Genomic DNA, 20,233 nt, shown 5'->3' with positions numbered 1-20,233 from the left:
TGCTAATTTTAAATTAATATGACGGAAGCTGCGATAGAAAAAGAGAATAAGGAGATTACCAAGCAATACAAGGAATTGCTTCGTATAAGCTATCAGGCGCTTACAAATAGCGATAAAAAACTGATACGCTCTGCGTTCGACGTTGCCGTGGATGCCCATAAAAATCAGCGGAGGAAATCTGGGGAAGCGTACATTTTTCATCCCATAGCCGTGGCCAAAATAGTAGCCTCGGAAATAGGTATGGACGCCGTTTCAATAGCCTCTGCCCTACTCCACGATGTGGTTGAAGATACGCCCTATACGTTAGATGACATAGAAAGGATGTTTGGTGAAACCGTTGCCAGGATCGTGGACGGTCTTACCAAGATAGCTCACCTCAAAAAGGATATGAACATCTCCCAGCAAGCGGAGAACTTCAGAAAAATGTTGCTCACCTTGCACGATGATGTTAGGGTCATTATCATAAAAATAGCGGACAGATACCACAATATGCTTACCATGGACGCCATGCCAGAGCACAAACAGGTGAAGATAGCATCTGAAACACTCTACATCTACGCGCCGTTGGCACATAGGATAGGGCTTTACAACATAAAGACCGAATTGGAAGACCTAAGCCTTAAATATACCGAGCCTGAAGTCTATAGCGATATACAAAGCAAAATAGAGGAAACCAAGGAGGAGCAACAGAATTACATAAGTGATTTCACCAAAGTGATACACGATTCCTTGGACAAGGAAGGATTAAACTACACTATAAAAGGACGTACTAAATCCATCCATTCCATACGCCGTAAAATGACGGCGCAAAACGTAGCTTTCGATGAGATTTATGACAAATTTGCCATTAGGATAATATACAAGTCGGATCGGCAAAATGAAAAGTTCCTCGCTTGGAAGATTTATTCCATAGTTACCGATCATTTTACGCCAAATCCCATTCGTCTTAGGGATTGGATCTCCTCTCCTAAATCTACTGGTTATGAAGCCCTGCACATTACGGTTATGGGGCCGGAGGGTAAATGGGTAGAAGTACAGATACGCAGTGAGCGTATGCACGAAATTGCCGAAAAAGGATATGCAGCCCATTTTAAATACAAACACGGGGACCAAAAAGAACAGGGTATAGAAGAATGGCTGAACCGTCTTCAGGAAGCTTTGGAAAATTCAAATGCCAATGCCGTAGATTTTGTTGAGGAGTTTAAATTGAACCTCTATTCCAAAGAAATCTTTGTCTTTACCCCCAAGGGCGAATTAAAATCGTTGCCAAAGGGCGCTACCCCTTTGGATTTTGCGTTTAACATTCATACAGAAGTGGGTATGCGTACCCGGGGCGCAAAGGTCAATGGAAAACTTGTGCCCCTCAATTCGGTACTTAATAGCGGCGATCAAGTAGAAATTATTACCTCCGAAAGTGCCAGACCTAATCAGAGTTGGTTAGATTATGCCTCAACAGCACGTGCACGTGCCAAAATTAAGTCCTCATTGAGAGAGGAGAGGAAGGCCGTAGCAATGGAAGGCAAAGAAGTGTTGCGACGAAAACTGAAATCGCAAAAAATAAACCTTAATGAGGACACCATTAATAAAATGGTGATTTTCTTTAAGTTAAAGACCAGTTTAGATCTGTTCTATAGAGTAGGCATAGGGGCCTTGGACAATCAAATGATAAAAGATTTCGCCTCTTCCTATAACAACGCATTCATTAGTTTTTTCAAGAATAAAATTCGAAGAAAACCGATACCCGAAGATATTAACAAGGACGAGATCACTTCCAAGTTCGATATGCTAGTCTTTGGTAAGGAGGAGGAAAAGTTAAACTACAAACTCTCCCAATGTTGCAACCCCATCCCGGGAGATGAGGTTTTTGGGTTCGTTAGCGTAAACGAGGGGATAAAAGTGCATAAGAAGAATTGTCCAAATGCCATATCCCTGCAATCCAATTACGCCTACAGGATCATTAGTGCCAAATGGATCGATTCTTCCCAAGAAGAATTTACCTCGGAGATTAAACTTACCGGAATAGACAATCTGGGCCTTATCAATGAAATTACAGAGATTATATCTGATAATATGCACGTTAATATGCGTAATATTAATTTTGGAACGGACGGGGGTACCTTCACAGGAACAATTACGGTGGTGGTTAAAAACAAATCAATACTTAAAAAATTGATGGACAATCTAAAGCGCATCAACGGCATCGATAAAGTGACCAGAATTTAAATTTTAACTGTACCTTTGTAGCTTAATGCAGTTAACGTCATCATGGGCAATAACAAGGATCAGGAAATTGTAAAAAATGTCTTCACCACCTTTTTAGAGGAAAACGGGCACAGAAAAACACCCGAACGTTACGCCATTTTACAGGAAATATACGAACACGATGACCATTTTGATATAGAGTCGCTCTATATTATGATGAAAAACAAGAACTACAGGGTAAGTCGTGCCACCCTATACAATACTATAGAGCTTTTATTGGATTGTAAGTTGGTTCGCAAGCATCAGTTTGGCAAAAACCAAGCGCAGTATGAAAAATCGTATTTTGACCGACAGCACGATCATGTAATCCTGACCGATACTGGTGAGGTAATGGAATTTTGTGACCCAAGAATCCAGTCGATCAAAAAAACGATCGAAGAAGTTTTCGATATTAAAATTAGCAACCATTCATTGTATTTCTACGGCACCAAAAACGAAGTAGAGGATACAAAAAACTAACCAAATTACTTACATGGCAGTAGATTTACTACTAGGATTACAGTGGGGAGACGAGGGAAAAGGAAAAATCGTTGACGTACTTACAAAAAACTATGACATAATAGCACGTTTTCAAGGAGGTCCAAATGCGGGCCATACCTTAGAGTTTGATGGTATAAAACATGTTCTCCATACCATTCCTTCTGGAATCTTTCATAAAAATGCCCTTAATATTGTGGGTAATGGGGTGGTTATAGACCCGGTAATTTTTAAAAAGGAACTGGACAACCTTAAAAAGTTCAATATCGATATAAAGTCCAAGTTGCTCATTTCGCGAAAAGCACACCTTATATTGCCTACACATAGGTTATTGGACGCCGCTTCCGAAACAGCAAAAGGAAAGGCAAAAATAGGTTCTACCCTTAAGGGGATTGGGCCAACCTATATGGACAAGACCGGAAGAAACGGTATGCGTGTGGGTGATCTTGAATTTACCGATTGGAAAACCAAGTATAGGGCATTAGCAGATAAGCACGAAGCCATGATAGGTTTCTATAACGTAGATATCCAGTACGATCTAGACGAATTGGAAGCCGAGTTTTACGCAGCCATAGAGGAACTAAAACAATTAACTTTCATAGATAGCGAAGAGTACCTTTTCAATGCCCAAAAAGAAGGTAAAAAAATACTGGCCGAAGGTGCTCAGGGATCTTTGCTCGATATTGATTTTGGAACATACCCCTATGTCACCTCTTCCAATACCACAGCCGCCGGCGCCTGTACGGGATTAGGTGTTGCCCCTAACAAAATAGGTGGGGTCTTCGGTATTTTTAAGGCCTATACAACCAGAGTAGGAAGCGGACCTTTCCCAACAGAGCTTTTTGATGCCGATGGGGAAACCATGGGTCGTGTAGGAAACGAGTTTGGTGCCACTACGGGTAGGCCTAGACGTTGTGGATGGTTAGATTTGGTAGCCTTAAAATATGCCGTTCAAATCAATGGGGTAACCGAGTTGATGATGATGAAAGGTGATGTCCTCAGCGGGTTTAAAACCTTAAAAGTATGTACCGCCTATCAGTATAAAGGAAAGGAGATAAAGCATTTACCCTATAATATAGAAGAAGGAAATGTAACCCCTGTATATACCAAAATGAAAGGATGGGACAAGGATCTTACCAAGTTAAGTAAATCGGAAGAATTGCCCGATGCCTTAAACGCTTATATAGACTTCTTGGAGCAAGAATTACAAGTACCTATTAAAATAGTCTCCGTAGGACCGGACAGGGTGCAAACCATTCACAGATAAGTCAGTTGGACCTAGAATCTTTTGCAACGTCCGTAACCTAGGTATTAAAACTATATTAATCTTTATCCGCATCATCCAAAAAATCCTATTTTTGGACAAAATTCTCAATGTTGTACAAGTTTAGTACCTTACTAACAATCCTACTTCTGGTATTCTCGGGCAGTGCCCAAGAACAACCACAAGAAACAAAGCAGATCAACATTGTTTATGGTGCCAACTTTACCAAAGACGAAGCACAGTACCCAGGGGCTTCTATTTTTAGCAAAGACGACAGACAGGTACAATTTGAACATCAAGGCGCCGATCTATGGTGCGATATAGCAATTTTCTACCAAAAAGAAAACAAGCTAAAGGCCTTGGGCAATATTAGATTGCAACAAGGAGATTCCATACAAATGACCAGTGGGAAGATAGATTACGACGGTAACGTTAAACTGGCAAAGGCATGGGAAAGTGTGGTTTTAAAAAATACGGATATGACGTTACGTACGGACACCTTGTATTTTGATCGCGAAAAACAAGAATCTTATTATAACGACTCAGGAACCGTGGTAGACTCCGCCAATACCTTAACAAGTGAAATTGGCAGGTATTATATGATACCAAAAAAATATCAGTTTTTGGACAGTGTGTTTATCCGCAACCCAGAATATACCATGCAATCGGAGCAGTTGGATTATTATACCACTTCTAAGAATGCCTACATGTACGGACCATCTACCATTACAGGTAAAACCTATAAAATCTATTGCGAAAGAGGGTTTTACGACACAAAAATAGAAAGTGGATACGGCATTAAGAATACTCGAATCGACTATAACAACAGAATTATTGAAGGCGATAGTGTTTATTTTGATAAAATGACCGAGTTTGCTTCGGCCACCAACAATATAAAAGTTACAGATACCGTAAATCAGGGAATTATCCGGGCCCATTATGCCGAAGTATTTAAGGCCAAAGATTCATTGTTTGCCACAAAACGTGCTGTTTCCATTAGTTTGGTACAGCAAGATTCGCTTTATATGCATGGGGATACGCTAATGGTTACCGGAAAGCCGGAAGCGCGCATACTAAGAGCTTTCCGCAATGCCAAATTCTATAAGACAGACCTTAGTGGAAAGTGCGATTCTATCCATTTTGATGAAAAAACCGGGATAACACAATTGATCACAGAACCCATTATTTGGAATGGGGAAAACCAAATGACCGGCGACAGTATACATCTGACATCCGATTTAAAAACCGAAAAATTAGACTCCCTGAAGGTATTGAACAACGCTTTTATAATATCATTGGACACCATTGGGAAAACTGGATACAATCAAGCCAAGGGTAAAGATCTCTTTGGACAGTTTGTAGAAAATGAGTTAAAAATAATCGATTTAATAAAAAATACGGAAGTCATCTACTATATGTACAATGATGACAATGAACTAATTGGAATAGACAAGACAATCTGTAGTGAAATACGGCTGATCATGGCCAATAACGATATAGAAGACATAACGTTTTTTACCAACCCCGATGGCGATATTTTTCCGGAAAAAGAGCTTCCCGAAAACGGACGCAAGCTAAAAGGTTTCATTTGGCGTGGGGACGAACGTATTTATACTAAGGACGATATTTTTGATGAGGACGATAACAATATCAAACTAGTGGTTATTAGAGGTATAGACAATCCTATAGATATTGATGCCGAGGAGGAGGAACGTAGTAACAATGAAGGTGACCCGGTAAATAAAATCCCAGGCACCAACGATGAGGCCCAGAAACCCAAAAAAAGGCCTAAGGTAAAAAAAGTCGAGTAATCGGATGAAAGAAGACTTTTTTAAATACCAAGCACAGACAACCCCCCACCCTTTGGCCATGGAAGTAAGCCACGCCACAGGAAGTTATATCTATGACACAAAGGGAAATGCCCATTTAGACTTCGTTGCGGGAGTATCGGCCTGCAGTTTAGGCCATTGCCATCCAAAAGTGGTGGCAGCAGTACAAGAACAGGCAGCAAAATACATGCATGTAATGGTTTATGGCGAATACATTCAAAAACCGGCCGTGGACTATGCCAAACACTTATCCAACCTCCTCCCCGCCCCCTTGGAGACCACTTATCTGGTAAATTCAGGAACCGAGGCCATGGAAGGAGCTATAAAACTGGCAAAGCGGGCTACGGGAAGATCTCAAATAATTGCGGCCCATAAGGCATATCATGGCAGTACCATGGGCAGCCTAAGTATAATGGGTTTTGAGGATCGTAAACGCGCATTTCGGCCATTGATGCCAGATGTAGACTTTATTACTTTCAATATAACCGAAGAACTTGAAAGGATTACCAAAAAAACCGCTGCGGTTGTTTTAGAGACCATACAGGGTGGCGCAGGATTTATCTTGCCCGCAAACGGTTATCTAGAGCTTGTTAAAAAACGCTGCAATGAGGTGGGAGCTCTACTCATTCTCGATGAGATACAGCCCGGTTTTGGGCGTACGGGAAAACTGTTCGCATTTGAATATTACCAATGTGTTCCGGATATACTGGTCATGGGCAAGGGCATGGCTTCCGGCTTGCCTATCGGAGCGTTTACAGCATCCAAAAAGATGATGGATAAACTACAAGAACAACCCAAATTGGGCCACATAACCACTTTTGGAGGTAATGCGCTAATTGCATCGGCCGCCTTGGCAACACTTAAGGAAATTACCCAAAGTACCCTCATGCCAGACACCTTGGAAAAGGAAAAGTTGTTCAGGAAACTGTTAAAACACCGTTACATTAAGGAAGTAAGGGGAAAAGGATTAATGCTTGCACTGATAATGGAAAATTCGTCTGTTGCAGACTATCTTATTCTCAATTGTGCAAACAGGGGGCTGATTTTATTTTGGTTATTGTTTGAGCCAAAGGCCATTAGGGTTACTCCCCCATTGCCCATTTCTAAAGGGGAAATTGAAGAAGGATGCCGCATAATACTTCAGGTTTTAGACAGTTACGCGCAATAATTTGTTAACTAATTTGTTAATAATATAGCCCAAGTCGGAACCAAAAAATAGCATAAAACACTATTTTTAGTTCCATAGTTTAACCAAAGCGTTCCTATGGCGTTAAATCCAAGTGAAAGACCAAACCAGCCGATAGAAAAGTTTGAATCCATGCTAAAAACGGACGATGTCTATTTTTTCGATGCAGAGGATTTTGAGGACATTATTCACTATTACCTCAACAATGGAAAGGTATCCTTGGCGAAAAAAGCGATTAAAATTGGTCTGCAACAGCATCCAGATTCCATTGCCTTAAAGCTTTTGGATGTGGAGGTTCTTGTTTTTGAGGATAAGTTGGATTCCGCGGAAAAACTGTTGGACCAATTGCAGATTTTGGACACCACCAACGAAGAAATCTTTATACAACGCGCCAATATCTATTCTAAAAAAGATAATCATACAGCAGCCGTTACGCTACTAACACAAGCTTTAGACCTCTCTCAAAGCCCCGATATTTACTCGCTTCTGGGTATGGAATACCTGTTCATGGACAACTTTGAAATGGCAAAAGAGAGTTTCATGAAATGTGTTTCTTTTGATGAACAGGATTACGCATCCTTATACAACGTTATTTATTGTTTTGAATTTTTGGAGGATTTTGATGGGGCAATCCATTATCTAAACGATTTTCTCGAAAGAAATCCCTATTGCGAAGTAGCGTGGCACCAATTGGGCAAGCAATACACTACTAAAGAAATGTACTCCGAAGCCCTTGCCGCTTTCGATTTTGCAATTATTGCCGATGATTCGTTCATAGGAGCCTATTTCGAAAAAGGAAAAGTCTTGGAAAGATTGGGCAAGTATAACGAGGCCATAGAAAACTATGAAACTACGATTAGCATGGAAGACCCAACTTCACATGCTTACTTACGAATTGGCAGGTGCCATGAAAAGCTGAAGAACCATGACCTTGCCAAATACTATTTTTACCATACGGTGCATGAAGACCCGCTCTTGGATAAAGGCTGGCTCGCCATTACAGATTTCTATATAAAAAGGGAAAACTACAAAAAGGCGCAGTATTACATTAATAAGGCCATAAACATTGATGGGGAGAACCCTTTGTATTGGAAAAAGTGCGGTAAAATACATACAGCACTTCATAACTACGACGAAGCAGATTTTGCCTATAAACAGGCTGTGGACCTTGGAAATTATGAGTTGGATACCTGGCTAGAGTGGGCAGATGTAGTAGTAAAAAATAAGGACATGGATTCTGCCCTGCAAATTTTGAAGCAAGGGTTGGAATTCTATCCGGAAAAGGCAGAGATCCAATATAAAATGGCCGGGGCTTACCTAATGATGAACAATAAAATTAAAGGCGAAGAAAGCCTAATCAATGCGCTCTCTTTGGATTTTGAAAAACTTTCCGAGTTTGAGCAAAGTTTCCCCCAATTTTATGAAACGGAATGGGTAAAGAATATTGTTACCGTCGTAAAGAATGCATCCTAGGTTAAAAACCTGGTTTAAACGGGGCGGCAATACCTGCTGATTATGCATCTTTTATTTACGACTTAACTCATTCAAAATCATCCTCAAAAAGCAAACTTATAGTGAAATACGCTTTCCAGCTTTTTTACTAATAAAAAAACTACTTTTACATTTTATTTTTATATGGAAAACCGAAGCTTCTTACAATATTTTTTAATTACTCTTAAAGGAATGGCTATGGGGGCCGCGGATGTGGTTCCTGGTGTTTCCGGAGGAACCATTGCATTTATTTCCGGTATCTATGAAGAACTCATCACCTCTATCAACAACATTAATCTTTCCCTTCTTAAAACCTTACGGAGAGACGGGTTTAAGGTTTTTTGGTCTCAGCTGAACGGAAATTTTTTACTTGCACTATTTCTAGGTATTTTCATCAGCCTATTTTCTCTAGCCACATTGGTTAGTTGGCTACTCGAAAATGAGCCTATTTTGTTGTGGTCTTTCTTTTTTGGGCTGGTTTTGGCAAGCATTCTGCTCGTGGGAAACGCCATTGAAAAATGGAATTTGGCTTCATTAGTCGCTTTTACCCTTGGCGCACTTATTGCCTATTATATTACCATATTACCTCCCACGGAAAATACGGCAAGCTTACCTTTTCTATTCCTTTCGGGGGCTTTAGCGGTATGCGCAATGATATTGCCGGGTATTTCCGGGGCATTTATTTTAGTATTGCTAGGTTCTTACAAGACCATATTGGATGCTGTGCACCAAAGAGACTTACAGGTGGTGGCTACAGTAGCCATCGGTGCAATTTTTGGGCTATTAAGTTTTGCCAAGCTATTAAAATGGATGTTCAATCATTATAAAAACCTAACCTTGGCGATGCTCACAGGATTTATTTTGGGCTCCTTGAATAAAATATGGCCATGGAAAAAGGTGTTGGAAACAAGGGTATTTGGTGACAAAACAATACCCATAAAGGAAGAGAGCATATCACCCTTTGCCTTTGATGGGGATCCGCAAGTATTGTATGCCCTAGGGCTCTCTATTATTGGTTTTTCACTTATTTTTATACTGGAAAAATTGGCTGATAAAAAATAACGCCGACAGTATATGCACAAACCAAGAACATTTTTGGATAAACTTTTTTTGGTGATCAAAGGTTTATTAATGGGAGCTGCAAACAAGGTCCCAGGAGTTTCCGGGGGTATTGTTGCATTTGTGGCGGGGTTTTATGAAGAATTTATATACTCGCTACAAAAAATAAACCTAAAGGCCTTTAAACTGCTTGTAAATGGTAGGTTCAAAAGTTTTTATCGCTATGCCAACGGTCAGTTTTTAACACTGCTCATATTTGGTATGCTGGTTAGTTATTTCAGTATTTCCAAATTGCTCGATTTCTTTTTGGAAAGAAATGAACTCCTGGTTTGGTCATCCTTTTTTGGGATGATCTTAGGATCTATATATTACATTTCCAAGGATTTTGGGCATTGGAACAAAAAGACAATACCTATAGGCTTTATTGGACTTATTGTGGGTATCGCTATCAGCTTTTTGAGTCCGGCCACGGAAAATGATAATTTAATTTTCATTTTTTTCTGCGGAATGATAAGTGTCTCGGGAATGACATTACCTGGTCTTTCAGGGTCTTTCATTCTTATTTTATTGGGTAATTACGTTTTGCTTTTGGTAGATTCTGTAAACGCGTTATACGATACCTTATCCGAAGTATTTGCTGGCGATTTCAGTTTTACCCAAAACGAAGCGCGTATGGATACTTTAACTATCTTGGCAGTATTTACCACCGGTTCTGCAGTGGGCCTTGTCTCCCTTTCACATATTCTCAGCTACGTGCTTAAACACTACAAGAATATGACTACAGCGGTAATCATTGGCTTTATTACCGGCTCTTTAGGTGTAGTATGGCCATGGAAAAGAACTATTTTCAAAAAAGATTTGGAAGGCAATGTACTATTGGATTCCAACAACAATGAGATTATTGTAAATTACGAACGTTACTTCCCTGATTTTGGAAATCCGGAATCTTGGTGGGCCATTTTTTTTATAATCATGGGCATATGCGTTTTATTAGGACTGGATTGGTATGGGAAAAACAGAAAACGGGCAGCATAGATTTGGTCTTTTAGGCAAGGATATTTCCTATTCCTTTTCCAAGGGTTATTTTACAAAAAAATTCTCGGATCTTGGTCTAAATAACCACAGTTACGAAAATTTTGATTTGCCCAGCATTGCTCAATTTATGGGCTTGATAGAAAACACAAAAGATCTGGAAGGTCTTAATGTAACAATACCTTATAAAGAAGCCGTAATTCCTTATTTAACAGAATTGCACTACAAAGCCGAGCAAATAGGGGCCGTAAACACCATAAAATTCACAAAAAAGGGCCTGGTAGGTTATAATACGGATGCTTATGGGTTTGAAAAATCTATTGAACCCTTGTTAAAAAAACACCACCGCAAAGCACTGATTTTGGGAACTGGAGGAGCCTCAAAGGCCGTTGCTTATGTATTTGGGACTTTGAAAGTAGATTATAAATTCGTTTCCAGAACACAGGGCCAAAACCGTATTACCTACGGCGAACTTACCAGGGAAGTTATGGAAGACCATACTATTTTAGTAAACTGCACCCCTTTGGGAACCCACCCCGGTATAAGCAGGAAACCACCTGTTCACTACCAATTTTTGGGGTCGGACCATCTACTATTCGATCTTATTTACAACCCAGACCAGACTGCATTCTTAAAAGAGGGTAAGGCAAAGGGAGCTGTTATTAGCAATGGGCTGCGCATGTTAGAACTACAGGCAGAGAAAGCTTGGGAAATTTGGGGTGTTTAGCAGCTGTCCACACCTAAAAACCGCGTCATTTAGTATATACACCTTGGTGATCGTTAAAGATTCCTAAAAAGAAGATTAATTACCTTTGCAGTTATGACGGTTGTTAGTATATTACAATGAATATGCGATTGGCAATCGGTAAACATGCTATAAATGTTGGAAGAGAAAGATCAGAAACTACAGGAAAATGTAGGGGGAGAAGAAAATTCAGAAACTACTGAAACATTATCAGATTCAGAGAAAAGCACTGAAATTAAACCCAAAGACACCGTTGATGAAAGTTCCGTGGTGCAGGAGGACGTATTGGAAAATTTAAAAAAGGAAACCGATGGCGAGCAGCAACAAGAACCAGCGCAAACAGCTTCGGACAAAGAGGTAGCCAATACCGAACCAATAGACGAAAATCCGGAGGTGGACAAGGAAACCGCTGAAAATGTTGAGGAGACCACTACAGAAAACACACACCAGGAAAATAATACCGTTAATTCTAAGGACGCCAGTAAGTCTGAATCCTCCAAAGAGGAAAAGGAAGACGTTATTGAGGAAATTGAGGAGTCCAATGCCGAGGACGCAGAAGACGAGCACAACCACAGAAGACACCACATACCCCTATTGGACTACCACGCCATGTCTATGGAAAACTTGGTGGGAGAGTTGCAAAAATTGGTGAGGAATGAAAAGATCCAGGCGATAAAAAAGCATGTGGATGGCATTAAATACGAATTTGACTTAAAGTTTCAGGAGTTCTTGGAGCATAAAAAGGAAGAGTTTGTAAATAATGGTGGTAATGAAATCGACTTTAAATACAATTCCGTTACCAAAAGACAGTTCAATGAAGTCTACTCGGACTACAGGGAAAAGCGGAATCAGCATTATAAAACGTTAGAACAGAATTTAAAGACCAACTTGGCCAAACGTCAAGAGATCATAGAACACCTAAAAGGTCTTGTAAATGTTGAAGAAGATATTAACACCACCTATAAAAATTTCAAGGATATCCAGGAGCAATGGCGTAATGCCGGGCCAATTCCTAGGAACAATTACAATGACGTTTGGCGTACCTATCACCATCATATTGAAATTTTTTATGACTTTCTCCACTTAAACAGGGAGCTAAGAGATTTAGACTTTAAGCACAATCTAGAGGAAAAACTCAAAATAGTTGAGCGGGCAGAAGCATTGACCAAGGAAGAAGACCTGGGGAAAGCTTTTAGGGAGCTGCAAACTCTACATAAAATTTGGAAAGAAGATATTGGTCCTGTAGGCAAGGAGCACCGAGAAGAAATTTGGGAACGTTTCAGTAGTGCTACCAAGGCAATGCATCAGCGCAGACAGGATTACTATAAGGACCTGGATGCCGTATTTGAACAAAACTTGGTCGTTAAAAATAAAATCATTGCCGATATTGAAGAAATAGCTGCGAAAGTAGCCAATAACCACAAGGGGATACAGCAGCAGATAAGGGAAATAGAAGCCTTGCGCGAGTCCTTTTTTAAATCTGGCAAAGTACCTCAAAAATCCAATGAGAAGACTTGGGCCGCCTTTAAAGAGGCCGTAAGAACATTTAATCGCAACAAAAATGCTTATTACAAGGGTCTTAAAAAAGACCAACAAGAAAATTTGGATAAAAAAAGGGCGTTGCTACAGATTGCCCTTACCCTAAAAGATAGCGAAGATTGGGAAGAGACCACTGCGGAAATGAAGCGCGTACAAAACGAGTGGAAAAAAATTGGCCATGTTCCAAGAAAATATTCGGATAAGATCTGGAACGATTTTAAAAGCGCCTGTAACCACTATTTTGACCGGTTACATGCCCTAAAAAATGAGGCGCATAAGGAAGAATGGGAAAATTTTGAAAAGAAAAATGCTTGTCTGGATAAGTTAAAGGCCTTTCAACTATCTGGAAACCGTTCTAAGGATTTAACCGCTATTAAGGCGTTTATTGAAGAATGGAAGTCCTATGGCCGAGTACCTTTTAATAAAAAGAACATCAATGCCCGGTTCAACAAAATTTTGGATGCCATATTCAAAAAATTGGATGTAAGCCGCCAAGAATCCGAACTCCTTAAATACGGCAATAAAATACAGCAGTTGGCCAAGGCCGATAATGAACGGGCAATTTCTAACGAGCGTACTTATATAAGACGCAAAATAGACGAAAGTAAAAATGAAATTAGGCAGTTGGAAAACAACCTGCAATTTTTTTCCAACGCTTCCGAGGATAGTCCCGTGGTACAGGATGTGATAAAGAATATAAATGAACATAAAGAAGCTTTGGAAACCTGGAAATCCAAACTGAAGAAGCTTAACATTATGGAAAACAACCTCTACAAGGAAGCGGAAATGGAGGAAAACGGGGAAGAAAAATCTGCGGAAGAGGAATAGTCCTTATAACATGCAAGTTCTTTTCAAACCCTAAAAGTCTGGATTTTGGTTGATTTTACCCGATGAAAATGTTCATTTTCAGCACTTCACCTTGTTTCATAATCTAAAGAAGTTAGTCATTTTTAGGCAAGAGTTTGTTATCTTGTAAGTCTAACTAATTTCGATTAAACAGAACATCATGCGATTGTCTTTCTCATTCCTTTTCACCCTATTGTTTTTATTCAGTTTACACGGCCAAGATCAACCATGGCAGGGAAAATTTGAACCCGTGGATAAAATGCTAACTCCTCCCAGCCCATATAGGGCCGCTAGTGGAGCACCCGGTAAAGCATACTGGCAACAACGTGCCGATTATGTCATAAAAGCTTCATTGGACGAAACAAACAACATCCTAAGCGGAGAAGAAACCATAACTTATCATAACAACTCACCGGACGATCTTACCTACTTATGGGTGCAATTGGAACAAAATGTAAACCGAAAGGAGAATGAGGACTTCGGTACGGTATTCGGGGGTGTAAAAGACTCTATAAGCGCCCTGAGAATGCAGTATCTGACCAGAGCGATTGATTTTCCTGCCGGATATACCATAAAATTTGTAAAAGATACACAAGGAAAAGATTTGCAAACCCTGGTAAACAATACGATGATGAAAGTTAGGTTGGCAGAACCCCTTAAATCGGGTGCATCCCTTAGCTTTTCCATTGGGTGGTCTTACCATATCACCAATCGGGATAAGTTTTTGCTTTCCCGTGAAGGCTATGAATATTTTCCCGAAGATGGCAATGCTGTTTACCTTATTGCCCATTGGTTTCCTAGAATGGCTGTTTATAACGATACGGAGGGTTGGCAAAACAAACAATTTCAGAGACTGGGAGAATTTGCGTTGGAATTTGGAGACTACGATGTAGAAATAAAGGTGCCTGCGGACCATGTTGTAGCATCTACGGGAGAATTGCAAAATGCGGAAAAAGTGCTTACCTCCAAACAACGACAACGGTTGGAAATAGCGAGTACCTCTTTTGATGCCCCCGTAATGATTATTACCCCAGAAGAGGCCACAGCCAAGGAAAATTCTAAAAGTTCCAAAAGTAAAACTTGGAAGTTTAAAGCAAAAAACGTGCGAGATTTTGCCTTTGCCTCCTCCCGAAAATTCATCTGGGATGCCCAAGCGGTAAAGTTTTCCGATCATAATACCATGGCCATGTCTTTTTACCCAAAAGAAGGTTTACCCGTTTGGACAGAGGAATCAACAAAAGCGGTTATTGCCGCTTTACAGGTTTATTCAGAATCTACTTTTGAGTACCCATATCCGGTTGCAATCTCCGTAAATACTTCCAATATTGGGATGGAGTTTCCCATGATTAGTTTTAACGGTGGCCGTCCCAAAAATGGTGAAATGAGTAAGCAGGCCAAAGCCGGCATGATCAGGGTAATTATACATGAGGTGGGGCACAATTGGTTCCCTATGATCGTAAGTTCCGATGAAAGGCAATGGATGTGGATGGATGAAGGTCTTAATACATTTTTGGACCAGAAAACCATGGCAGAAAAATATCCGGAACACCATAGTATTACGCCAAAGGACATTGTACCCTATATGAGTGGGGATAAAAGTATTATGAGGCCCATAATGGTATCTTCGGACAGTGAGCTGTTAACACAAATGGGCGCCAATTTCTACCAAAAACCTACCGTGGGCTTACAGATTTTAAGGAATTCCGTGCTGGGACCTGCTCTTTTTGATGAGGCATTTAAGGAATACGCAAACCGTTGGAAATTTAAACACCCCAATCCGGCCGATTTTTTTAGGACCCTGGAAGATGCTACGGCAACGGATCTGGACTGGTTTTATAGGGGGTGGTTCTTTACTACCGACCAAGTTGATATGGAACTGACCCATGTGAAATGGTTTAAAGTCTTGGAAAAGGAAATAAATATTGAAGATCAAAATAAAAAAGTAAAGCTTAAGATACAAGGGGAGAATACAGGCAGCAAAGCGGCCGACTTCTCTAACGGCCCGGGAGATATTACCATGATTGCCACTCCTGATCAGAATTATGGTGGATTTCTTTCTAGAATTGATGAAACCGAGGTTCGCAGACAACTAGCCGATAAGAACATCTATGAACTCACCATTAAAAATTTAGGTGGACTTATAATGCCCGTGACCATCCAATGGGAATATGCAGATGGGACCACCGAAATAGATCGATTGCCGGCAGAAATTTGGCGACATAACGAACATCAAACCCAGCAAACCTTTGTAAAGGAAAAGGTGGTGGTTTCAGTAAAATTGGATCCCAATTTTGAATTTGCCGATGTTGATATGGAGAACAATGCGTTTCCTAAAGTTGAGGAAGCTTCGGACTTTGACAAAATGAAGAGTGGAAAACAATAAAACTTACCGCCGAAAAACCCCATCGACCTAAATTAAATAGCATGATTTCTAAAGTACTAATTGCATTTAGCCTAATTTTTATGGCCCTACCCAATATTTCTGCCCAAGATGAACCCCTGAAAGTCGGGGTGGTTGGACTTACCCATACCCATGTGCATTGGATTCTTGGAAGGGAAGATTTAGGGGATATTAAAATTGTTGGTATTGTAGAGCCAAATCGGGAGCTTGCACAACGTTACTCCCAACAATACGGATATCCCATGAGTGTTGTTTATAATACCATGGAAGAGATGATAACGGCCACACAGCCCGAAGCAGTGACGGCTTTTGGTACCATTTACGAACATCTAGAAATAGTTGCCACCTGTGCGCCAAAGGGTATACACGTTATGGTAGAAAAACCCCTGGCCGTAAGCTTGGAGCATGCAAAGAAAATGGAAGCTCTTGCCAAAAAGCACAATATTCACCTACTTACCAACTACGAAACCACCTGGTATCCCAGTAATCATAAGGCCTATGAATTACTGAAAAAAGGAACCGTTGGTGATTTAAGGAAGGTAGTCGTCCACGACGGGCATAGAGGTCCTAAGAAAATAGGGATAAACCGCGAGTTTTTAGATTGGTTAACAGACCCTAAAGATAATGGGGGCGGGGCCATAATGGATTTCGGTTGCTATGGGGTAAACCTAATGACCTGGTTAAAAGAAGGCGAAAGACCAAACACTGTTACGGCCGTTACCCATCAACTACAAGCAGAAAATAATCCTAAGGTAGATGACGATGCTACAATAATCTTGTCTTATGACGATGCCAAGGCTACCATACAAGCCTCTTGGAACTGGCCAATTGGTAGGAAAGACATGGAAATCTATGGTCTTACCGGAGCCATATATGCGGATAATCGCACCCAATTACGTGTACGTATCGCAGAAGGTTATGACGGCTTTAAGGAATCATCCTATGATCTTCCGGAAAGGGAAGCTCCCCGCAACGATCCCTTTACATTGCTGGCCGCCGTAGTAAGAAACAAGGTAACCTTAGAACCCTATAACCTTACCAGTCTAGAGAATAATATGGTAGTGATGGAAATTTTGGACGCTGCCGTTAAAAGTGCCCAAAGCGGAAAGACGGTTAAACTATCCACAGATTAAGACAAGTTGAACATTGAACAAGATATAGGTTTCGGGTCTTTTAAACTTAGCTGGGAAGATTAAAATCCAATATATCCGAACTATTCACCTACCTTTGCCGCTGTTTAAAGGAACTACATGACTTTCAAAGACTTAGGAATTATTGCCCCTATCCTTAAATCGCTTAGTATAGAAGGCTACTCCCATCCAACCCCTATACAAGAACAATCAATACCCATTTTGTTAAAGCGAAAAGATCTCTTAGGCTGCGCCCAGACCGGGACCGGTAAAACCGCGGCTTTTGCCATTCCTATACTTCAACACCTGTATATGGACCGTCAAAAGCATCAAGGGAAACGAAAAATAAGGGCCTTAGTGGTAACCCCTACTAGGGAATTGGCCATACAGATCGCCGATAGTTTTACCACCTATGGAAAATTTACCGGCTTAAGAAATACGGTTGTATTTGGTGGGGTTAAGCAAGGAAAGCAAACACAGGCCTTGGCCAGGGGGGTAGATATTTTAGTAGCTACTCCCGGTAGACTTCTAGATTTGATGAAACAGGGGTTTATCTCCTTAAGGGATATTGAATATGCGGTATTGGACGAAGCAGATCAGATGTTGGATATGGGTTTTATTCATGACATCCGTAAAATCATTGCCGAATTGCCAAGAAACAGGCAATCCCTGTTCTTTTCGGCGACAATGCCAAAGGCCATTGTAGAACTATCACGCAAAATCCTAGGGAACTTCGAAAAAGTTACGGTTAAGCCAGAACAGGCTACCGCAGAGCGTGTAGAACAAGGTGTTTACTTTGTTAGCAAGCCAAACAAGACCAAGTTGTTAATACATCTCATTCAAAAAGAACCCAACCGTTCCGTGTTGGTATTTTCCCGTACCAAGCATGGCGCCAATAAAATTGTAAAACTTTTAGGCCGAGCAGATATAAAATCGGAAGCCATACATGGTAACAAATCACAAAATATACGTCAAAAGGCCTTAGGGAACTTTAAAAATGGAAACACCAAGGTGCTTATAGCTACCGATATAGCCGCTCGCGGTATCGATGTAGAAGATCTGGCATTGGTAGTAAACTACGACCTTCCTAATGTACCAGAAACCTATGTTCATAGGATTGGACGCACGGGGCGGGCAAAAGCAAGTGGTATTGCCATCTCTTTCTGCGATAAAGAAGAAAGACCTTATTTAAAGGATATCGAAAAACTTATAGGTCAAAAAGTTCCTTTAATGCCAGAGCATCAATTTGTGGATAATGATGAGGACAACAAGCAAGTTGCAAATCAACAAAACAGGGCACAGGCAACTAATAACAAATCCAAACCCCGTAACAATCGCTATAGGGGTGGTGGTGGTAAAGGGAAAAATTCTCGAAGAAGACGTTACTAAGGGGCTTAAGTTATTATTTGGCAACGTTTACGGCACGGGTCTCGCGTATTACCGTAACCTTTACTTGCCCTGGATAGGTCATATCCGTCTGAATTTTTTGAGAAATTTCAAAAGACAATTCTGCTGCTTTGTCATCACTGACTTTCTCACTTTCAACAATAACCCTAAGTTCTCTACCAGCTTGTATTGCGTAGGCTTTTTGTACCCCACCAAAACCAAAGGCTATATCTTCCAAATCTTTTAAACGTTGAATATAGGAATCCAACACTTGACGTCTTGCCCCGGGCCTTGCCCCGCTAATGGCATCACATACCTGAACTATGGGAGAAATTAAGGTTTTCATCTCAACTTCATCGTGGTGAGCACCTATAGCATTACAAACGTCTGCTTTTTCGCCATATTTTTCTGCCCATTGCATTCCAAGGATAGCATGAGGTGTCTCTACCTCTACTTCGGTGTTGGGTACTTTTCCAATATCGTGCAGCAACCCGGCACGTTTGGCCAATTTAGGATTTATACCCAGTTCGGCCGCCATTACCCCACAGAGTTTTGCAACTTCCCTTGAATGCTGTAACAAGTTCTGACCGTATGAAGAGCGATACTTCATTCTACCTACGGCTTTTAAGAGTTCTGGATGCAAGCCATGTATACCTAGATCTATAACGGTACGCTTGCCAATTTCAACTATTTCTTCTTCTATTTGTTTTTCGGTCTTACGTACAATTTCCTCTATCCTTGCAGGGTGTATACGACCATCGGTGACCAACTTGTGCAGGGATAGGCGGGCAACCTCCCTTCTAACGGAATCAAAACAAGAAAGTATAATGGCCTCTGGGGTATCATCTACAATGATCTCTACGCCCGTTGCAGCCTCCAGCGCCCTAATATTTCTTCCTTCCCTTCCTATAATCCGACCTTTTACATCATCGGATTCTAGATTAAAGACTGAAACGCAATTTTCTACCGCCTCCTCTGTGCCTATGCGCTGAATGGTATTTATTACAATCTTTCTGGCTTCTTGCTGTGCAGTAAGTTTGGCCTCTTCCAAAGTGGTCTGCATATAGGCCATGGCATCACTCTTTGCCGTCTCTTTTAAAGATTCCAACAATTGCGCCTTGGCATCTTCTGCGGACAGTCCGGAAATTACCTCCAGCTGTTGTACCTGGTTTTTGTGAAGCTTTTCTAGTTCGGATTGTTTCTTTTCCAAGAACTCATTCTTATGATCTATCGCTTTTTGCTTATTTTCTAGTTGATCGTTTAGCTTTTTGGTCTTGGCAAGTTCATTACTTATTTGTGCTTCTTTGTCCCTGGTCCTTTTCTCTGCCTCCCCTATCTTCTTATCCTTGTTAATAATAACCTTTTCATGCTCTGCCTTTAATTCCAAGAATTTTTCCTTCGCCTGAAAAATTTTATCCTTTTTAATATTCTCGCCTTCAGTTTTGGCATCCCTTATAATGGAACTGGCTTCTTTTTTGGCATTAACCATGGTTTTTGATGCCTTTCCTTTCTCTAAAAACTTTGCAATGATCAGTCCGATTATTAAACCTGCGACCCCTGCAATTATAATATATGTAGTTTCCATA

14 protein-coding genes are annotated in these 20,233 nt (G+C 40.7%); 13 read left to right on the top strand and 1 reads right to left on the bottom strand.

Annotated features, from left to right (window positions below):
- Positions 1-18 precede the first annotated feature (18 nt).
- The 13 genes from ACEQ81_RS13985 (at position 19) to ACEQ81_RS13925 (ending at position 18,650) form a co-directional block, all read left to right on the top strand.
- The gene (locus ACEQ81_RS13985) at positions 19-2,223 is read left to right on the top strand and encodes a RelA/SpoT family protein (RefSeq protein ID WP_411031521.1); all 2,205 of its coding nucleotides are present in this window, start codon (positions 19-21) and stop codon (positions 2,221-2,223) included.
- A gap of 42 nt (positions 2,224-2,265) precedes the next feature.
- Positions 2,266-2,721: a Fur family transcriptional regulator gene (locus ACEQ81_RS13980; protein WP_411031520.1), complete on the top strand. Its 456-nt coding sequence runs from the start codon at positions 2,266-2,268 to the stop codon at positions 2,719-2,721.
- 13 nt (positions 2,722-2,734) lie between these two features.
- Positions 2,735-4,006: an adenylosuccinate synthase gene (locus tag ACEQ81_RS13975; RefSeq protein ID WP_411031519.1), complete on the top strand. Its 1,272-nt coding sequence runs from the start codon at positions 2,735-2,737 to the stop codon at positions 4,004-4,006.
- Between the two features lie 107 nt (positions 4,007-4,113).
- A complete protein-coding gene (locus tag ACEQ81_RS13970) occupies positions 4,114-5,814 on the top strand; it encodes an OstA-like protein (RefSeq protein ID WP_411031518.1) in 1,701 nt (566 codons plus the stop codon).
- Positions 5,815-5,818: 4 nt separating this feature from the next.
- Positions 5,819-7,000, top strand: coding sequence for an aspartate aminotransferase family protein (locus tag ACEQ81_RS13965; protein WP_411031517.1), 1,182 nt, complete (start codon positions 5,819-5,821; stop codon positions 6,998-7,000).
- 96 nt (positions 7,001-7,096) lie between these two features.
- Positions 7,097-8,491 carry a tetratricopeptide repeat protein gene (locus ACEQ81_RS13960; protein WP_411031516.1) on the top strand — a complete coding sequence of 465 codons (1,395 nt, stop codon included), beginning with the start codon at positions 7,097-7,099 and terminating at the stop codon, positions 8,489-8,491.
- A gap of 162 nt (positions 8,492-8,653) precedes the next feature.
- Positions 8,654-9,571, top strand: coding sequence for a DUF368 domain-containing protein (locus ACEQ81_RS13955; protein ID WP_411031515.1), 918 nt, complete (start codon positions 8,654-8,656; stop codon positions 9,569-9,571).
- A gap of 12 nt (positions 9,572-9,583) precedes the next feature.
- A complete protein-coding gene (locus ACEQ81_RS13950; protein ID WP_411031514.1) occupies positions 9,584-10,603 on the top strand; it encodes a DUF368 domain-containing protein in 1,020 nt (339 codons plus the stop codon).
- Complete coding sequence (locus ACEQ81_RS13945) at positions 10,575-11,327, top strand: shikimate dehydrogenase family protein (protein ID WP_411031513.1); 753 nt, start codon at positions 10,575-10,577, stop codon at positions 11,325-11,327. The genes ACEQ81_RS13950 and ACEQ81_RS13945 overlap by 29 nt, the downstream gene beginning before the upstream one ends.
- A 153-nt stretch (positions 11,328-11,480) precedes the next feature.
- The gene (locus tag ACEQ81_RS13940; RefSeq protein WP_411031512.1) at positions 11,481-13,712 is read left to right on the top strand and encodes a DUF349 domain-containing protein; all 2,232 of its coding nucleotides are present in this window, start codon (positions 11,481-11,483) and stop codon (positions 13,710-13,712) included.
- Positions 13,713-13,890: 178 nt separating this feature from the next.
- The gene (locus ACEQ81_RS13935; RefSeq protein ID WP_411031511.1) at positions 13,891-16,113 is read left to right on the top strand and encodes a M1 family metallopeptidase; all 2,223 of its coding nucleotides are present in this window, start codon (positions 13,891-13,893) and stop codon (positions 16,111-16,113) included.
- 41 nt (positions 16,114-16,154) lie between these two features.
- Entirely contained in the window at positions 16,155-17,264 is a 1,110-nt protein-coding gene (locus tag ACEQ81_RS13930) for a Gfo/Idh/MocA family protein (RefSeq protein ID WP_411031510.1), read from the top strand.
- 117 nt (positions 17,265-17,381) lie between these two features.
- Entirely contained in the window at positions 17,382-18,650 is a 1,269-nt protein-coding gene (locus ACEQ81_RS13925; RefSeq protein WP_411031509.1) for a DEAD/DEAH box helicase, read from the top strand.
- A 13-nt stretch (positions 18,651-18,663) separates the two neighbouring features.
- Here ACEQ81_RS13925 and rny read toward each other — a convergent pair whose 3' ends face one another.
- Positions 18,664-20,232, bottom strand: a complete 1,569-nt coding sequence (gene rny, locus ACEQ81_RS13920) for a ribonuclease Y (protein WP_411031508.1) — start codon at positions 20,230-20,232, stop codon at positions 18,664-18,666.
- Position 20,233 lies beyond the last annotated feature (1 nt).

Origin of the sequence: Spongiimicrobium sp. 3-5, assembly GCF_046557915.1 — a bacterium.
GTDB lineage: Bacteria > Bacteroidota > Bacteroidia > Flavobacteriales > Flavobacteriaceae > JBHEBG01.
The sequence above is the reverse complement of the archived record's forward strand: the minus strand, read 5'-3'. Positions and strand labels throughout refer to the sequence as shown.